Source organism: Planktothrix sp. FACHB-1355 (genome assembly GCF_014748295.1).
Taxonomy (GTDB): Bacteria; Cyanobacteriota; Cyanobacteriia; order Cyanobacteriales; family Aerosakkonemataceae; genus Aerosakkonema; species Aerosakkonema funiforme_A.
On sequence record NZ_JACJUP010000613.1, the window covers coordinates 1 to 4,040 of the forward strand.

Genomic DNA, 4,040 nt, shown 5'->3' on the forward strand with positions numbered 1-4,040 from the left:
AGTGTTACCGACAACTGGGTCAGATCATTTACCTGTAACAACAGAATTGATTCAGATCCCAAGTTAATAATTCTTGTGTAGGTTGGGTTGAATAAACCCAACCCAACCTACTGAATAAATAGCTTTCATCTGTGTTCATCTGTGTTCATCTGTATTCATCTGTGGTAAAATAAAATCAACTAAGAATCACCGGTAAACCTACTTCTCTCGGTTGTACAAATTTACCATTAAAACCGACCGCCTTATTCTCAAAAGTTCTCGCTTCTGCCAACGCCTGACGCAATTCTGCACGTTCTAAATCATCATCAACTCCACCCAAAATATACACGAGTAATTTCGCCGCTAAATCTCTACCCGCAACTAAAATCCGCTTCTTGTTCGGGTCGTACAAAACACCGTACCAAAGCGACTCCGGATACTCCATATTACTAAATCCATCATCCGTATCGAACTTGCGAAGTTTATCAAAAACACTCTTCAGCGGCATCTTTTTCCGAAATATCATAATTCCCAAAGCTTGCGCCAAAGCTACTTGTCCCACCGGACGAAAAATCATGTTTCCTTCCCCGCCATCTTTCTCAAAACTGAAGCGGCGCAATTGCGGTGTTTCCTCTCCCGATTCCAATCTTTGGTAACTCGGTAAATTTGCTAAATTATCGAACAATTTGTGAAATTCCTCGAAAGCTTCTTCCAGTTCCTCATCATCGGGACGCATAGGAATTAAACCTTTATCTTGCGACGGTTTCCAGTGCGGAAATTTTTGCCCTAAATAGCGTTCTGACATTTCAGTTAACGCTTGCAACGTGGTTAAAACCGTTGATTTTGTTGCCACTGTAGCGCTATCCCAATTCACGCGAGGATTGCGACTTGGTTTATCTTTTAACAATGGATGGGTAACGGCAACTTTTCTGGCAATTATCGCAAAACCGTTATTTTCATCTAATTGCGCTAACTGTCCTTTTGTTAAAGGTGCCGCCATCAAATTAACGTGAACAAAAATCGACCTGACTCGCCGCCTCGCTTCTTCGCGAGTTTCCCCCGGAACGACAGCGCAAATAAATTCAATGCCTATCTTTTCTTTGGCTAAATTTTGTAAATAGGAGGAATCAACTTGAAACTCTTCACTTAAATCATCTACAGTAATAAAACTTCCGGCTGCTTTTTTATCCTTTTTATATCGCTGGAGTTTGCCGGTTTGAATTAACTCCATTAATCCCTGCACTCCCATGAGACGATGTTGACCGTCCAAAGCAAAAATTGTCACGTCATCGGAGACATTCAACAACCCGACTTTCGCATCTTTATCTAATGGCATGAAATCAGCAGTAGATTTAATTGCCTTTCCTTCTGTACTCCATTCCGCAGATTTGGGATTGTCTACCCACGGTTGATTTATGACTACTAAAACTGGTGGGAATTTGTGATGTTTTCGCGCTGCTAAATACTGCGCCAAAGCTGCTTGACGCGACCAATCTAAAGGTCGTTGTTGAATTTCTTCTATCGTTTCTGCATCAATTTCAATATTTTGGGTATCGGGATTGAATTTGGGACGGAAAAGCGGTAGGCGCGATGCAAATCGAACGCGACTGGAAAACCATTCTAGGGTGACAGAACCGATGTATGCTTCCGTTCCTCCCATTTCGATTTTTTGTACCAAAATTTGGTCGTTTCGGCTCAAAAATCGGTCTAAAAGGAGTGCTAAGGCTTGCTTTTCGTTCCAGGATTTGACTGGCGAGGTCTGGTGTAGGGTTGCTGGCGCTGTTCATGGTTGGGGAATGGGACGGGACTCCTCAGAAACCCGGTTTCTTGAAGAAATTCGGCTTCTGTTTTTTAAGACTAGCGGTAAAAAATACCTTAGTCAATATTGTTTTTAAAAATATATGGATATGCAATAATAAAGATAATGGAGATGGAATTGGTGATGCACAATTTAGCTATTATGTCAATATGTCATAAGAAAATTTCATTCGATCGCTAACGATGACACAGACACCAAGCAATAACGGCAATTCCACCAGATTAGACCGAATTGAGGCAATTTTAGAACGCACGGTAGAAGATACTAGCGAATTGCGATCGGCCCTCACCCAGCTTACGGCCCAAACGGTAGCGGATAGAGAAGCAGATGAACGAATTGCGATCGGCTTTGGCCCAATTCACCGGGCGGGTAAACAACTTGGTCGAGAGAATGGGACGATACCAGGAGGAAACTGCGTTTAATAACTCTGAATTAGTGCGAGGACAAGCAATGATGACCGACCCCGACCTAATCAGAGAACTTACATTACGACAAATGCAAAGTGATGAGAGACAAATGCAACTCGAACAAAGTCAAGTGCGACTGGAACAAACTCAAGCGCAAATAGCACAAACTCAAGAACAAATGAGAGAAATGCAGGCATCTATACTAGCAGCACAAGAGAGACAAGAACGCATTTTAGATTATTTAATCCGCCGCAGCGAGTAATTTAAGGAAAATATAACCATGACACAAGCACAAATTCAACTGAAAGAAGAGAGCGAAAATGCTTAAAATTTCTTCTCCATCTTTTGAATATATTTTACCAGTCATTCGGGGAATTCAGTCAGGACGGGAATACTACGTTTCTATGTGTCCCGTGCGATTGTTGCCGAAACTTTTTCCATTAGATGAACAGGAAACGCCGCCAGAGATGAGGGCAAAGCGCACTCTCAACCGCCAACGAGTGCCAGAAATTGCTAAATATATTGTGAACAATCCTAAGCACTATATTTTTTCGGCAATCACCGCATCAATTGATGCGGATATCACCTTTGAACCTATCGGAACGGAAGCGGAAGGCAGAAAAATTGGTCGCTTGCGCGTGCCGATGGATGGAAAGTTGATTATTAATGACGGACAACATCGAAAAGCGGCGTTAGAAATGGCGCTGAAAGAAAATCCAGAATTAGGATATGAGACGATCGCACTTATTATATTCTTAGATATCGGACTGGAACGATCGCAACAAATATTCGCCGACCTCAATCGTTACCCAGTGCATCCCGACCCCTCTTTAAATATCTTGTACGATAATCGAGATAAATATGCTAAAATAGTTAGAGAAGTTGTCAAGCAAGTAGCAGTTTTCCGCAGTTTGACAGATTGCGATCGCAGTACCCTCTCCACCCGTTCCAGTAAACTATTCACACTCAACAGCATATATAATGCTAATCTGGCCTTTTTAGCTAATCATCGGGATGGGGAATGGGAGAGTGCGATCGCAATTGCAGTACGTTTCTGGAATACTGTTAGCAGCAATATACCAGATTGGCAACAAGTTTTATACAAAAAAGTCAGCGCCAGCGAAATGCGACGGGACTACATTCACTCTCACCCCACCGCGCTTACCGCATTAGGCGCAACAGGCGCAACACTCCTCTCCCTTTATCCAGATAACTGGGAAAATCATCTTGCTGGATTGGCACAAATTGACTGGTCGCGTTTTAATGTAGATTGGGAAGGGAAGGTTTTGTCTAAAAGTGGCATTTCTCAGTCCCGCAGCAGCGTTAATTTTATGACTGCTTATATTAAAAAGCGATTGAATTTGCCACTAGCTGCGGATGAGTGATGGAGAATTCCCTTTCTTTAAACCGCAGATGAACGCAGATGTGTTAATTATATCCATCCCAGATGAGCTTTTGCCGTATTGACTGCTATTCTTATCCCACTAGCATTTGCTGTTATTTTGTAAGACTTATTTTTATTTTCAGAATTTGGGTTATATAAAACAACATTCCCGTTCCAAAGATGACTTTTTTTGGCCCAATCAAGTTGAGCTATTTCTGAAGTTTTTTCATCAATAAAATAATTGTTTTCTTTGTCATAGATACAGTATAACAGCCGCCCTAGAATTTCTAGACCAACGCTCCATCCCAAAATACAATTTTCCTTAAATGCAGCCACTTCTTCAACTGTCAATTCTTGAACGTTGGTTTCAAAAATATCTCGCGTATCTCTGCATTCCGAGAAAAACTGATTTAGGCATATAACCAAAGCTTCAGAGATCGGAAGAGCGTCG

5 protein-coding genes are annotated in these 4,040 nt (G+C 41.8%); 3 read left to right on the forward strand and 2 right to left on the reverse strand.

Annotation, left to right across the window (positions count from 1 at the left end; all coding sequences use genetic code 11):
* Positions 1-175: 175 nt before the first annotated feature.
* Positions 176-1,657: a DGQHR domain-containing protein gene (locus H6S82_RS21615; protein ID WP_347339526.1), complete on the reverse strand. Its 1,482-nt coding sequence runs from the start codon at positions 1,655-1,657 to the stop codon at positions 176-178.
* 323 nt (positions 1,658-1,980) lie between these two features.
* Here H6S82_RS21615 and H6S82_RS21620 point away from each other — a divergent pair, with 323 nt between their 5' ends.
* Genes H6S82_RS21620 through dndB form a run of 3 tightly spaced genes read left to right on the forward strand, consistent with a single transcriptional unit; the run spans position 1,981 to position 3,590 of the window.
* Positions 1,981-2,220: a hypothetical protein gene (locus tag H6S82_RS21620; protein WP_190461120.1), complete on the forward strand. Its 240-nt coding sequence runs from the start codon at positions 1,981-1,983 to the stop codon at positions 2,218-2,220.
* The gene (locus H6S82_RS21625) at positions 2,189-2,467 is read left to right on the forward strand and encodes a hypothetical protein (RefSeq protein ID WP_190461122.1); all 279 of its coding nucleotides are present in this window, start codon (positions 2,189-2,191) and stop codon (positions 2,465-2,467) included. The genes H6S82_RS21620 and H6S82_RS21625 overlap by 32 nt, the downstream gene beginning before the upstream one ends.
* A gap of 58 nt (positions 2,468-2,525) precedes the next feature.
* On the forward strand, positions 2,526-3,590 hold the full coding sequence (gene dndB, locus H6S82_RS21630) for a DNA sulfur modification protein DndB (RefSeq protein ID WP_199315064.1): 1,065 nt from the start codon (positions 2,526-2,528) through the stop codon (positions 3,588-3,590).
* Positions 3,591-3,637: 47 nt separating this feature from the next.
* On the opposite strand, the gene H6S82_RS21635 is transcribed toward dndB, so the two are convergent.
* Positions 3,638-4,040 (reverse strand): DNA sulfur modification protein DndB (locus H6S82_RS21635; protein ID WP_242057061.1); only part of this gene is annotated, 403 nt, incomplete at its 5' end.

Excerpts from the sequence above, each read along its gene's own strand:
- H6S82_RS21625 (WP_190461122.1), top strand. The coding sequence starts at position 2,189 with ATGGGACGATACCAGGAGGAAACTGCGTTTAATAACTCTGAATTAGTG.
- dndB (WP_199315064.1), top strand. The coding sequence starts at position 2,526 with ATGCTTAAAATTTCTTCTCCATCTTTTGAATATATTTTACCAGTCATT.
- H6S82_RS21620 (WP_190461120.1), top strand. The coding sequence starts at position 1,981 with ATGACACAGACACCAAGCAATAACGGCAATTCCACCAGATTAGACCGA.